A 701-nucleotide genomic window follows, 5' to 3' on the forward strand; every position below is an offset into this window, starting at 1 on the left:
GCCCTTTGAGCTCGATCTAGGGACGATTAACTCTTTGTTGCTCGGTTTTTACTTAGCCCACTAGGTTACAAACCTCGCGCCGCGATTAAATCGCCCCTAGATTGAACAAATTTCAATCCACAAAGGTCAACACGCCCTAGTAAAGTTTAGGTTACTTATTCTTGTTCAAAAACACGCCCAGATAAAAAATATGAATTTTCCGCAGTTAAAAATAAATGAAAATAATGCTATTCAACAAATAAATACGACGTTTCTAAAAGAGAGGGATATTTATTTAGGTATAAAACGTGACGATTTACTTCACCCACAAATAAGTGGCAATAAGTGGCGTAAGTTAAAATATAACTTAACCCGTATGCAAGAGCTAAAAAAAACAGAATTACTTACTTTTGGAGGTGCTTTTTCAAATCATCTTCATGCTTGTGCTGCTGCAGGAAAAGAATTTAATTTAGTCACCCATGTTATTGTTAGGGGTCCTGAACTCGATAACAATAACCCCACAATTCAATTTGCACAGCAATGCGGGATGAATTTACACGTAGTTAATAGACTTGAATATCGGCAACGTAATAACCCTGAGTATCTTAAAGAAATTCAAGCTCGCTTCCCAAATGCATACATCATTCCTGAAGGAGGAACAAATGAGTTTGCCATACAAGGTTGCATTGAGTTAGCGCAAAGCTTGCCTCAACATGACTATT

The 701-nt window shown here is 37.2% G+C and carries 1 protein-coding gene; it reads left to right on the forward strand.

The features are described 5' to 3' along the window. Positions 1-190: 190 nt before the first annotated feature. Positions 191-701 (forward strand): 1-aminocyclopropane-1-carboxylate deaminase/D-cysteine desulfhydrase (locus CWB66_RS21510; RefSeq protein ID WP_502705310.1); only part of this gene is annotated, 511 nt, incomplete at its 3' end.

The organism is Pseudoalteromonas sp. S558 (assembly GCF_005886635.1).
GTDB lineage: Bacteria > Pseudomonadota > Gammaproteobacteria > Enterobacterales > Alteromonadaceae > Pseudoalteromonas > Pseudoalteromonas aliena.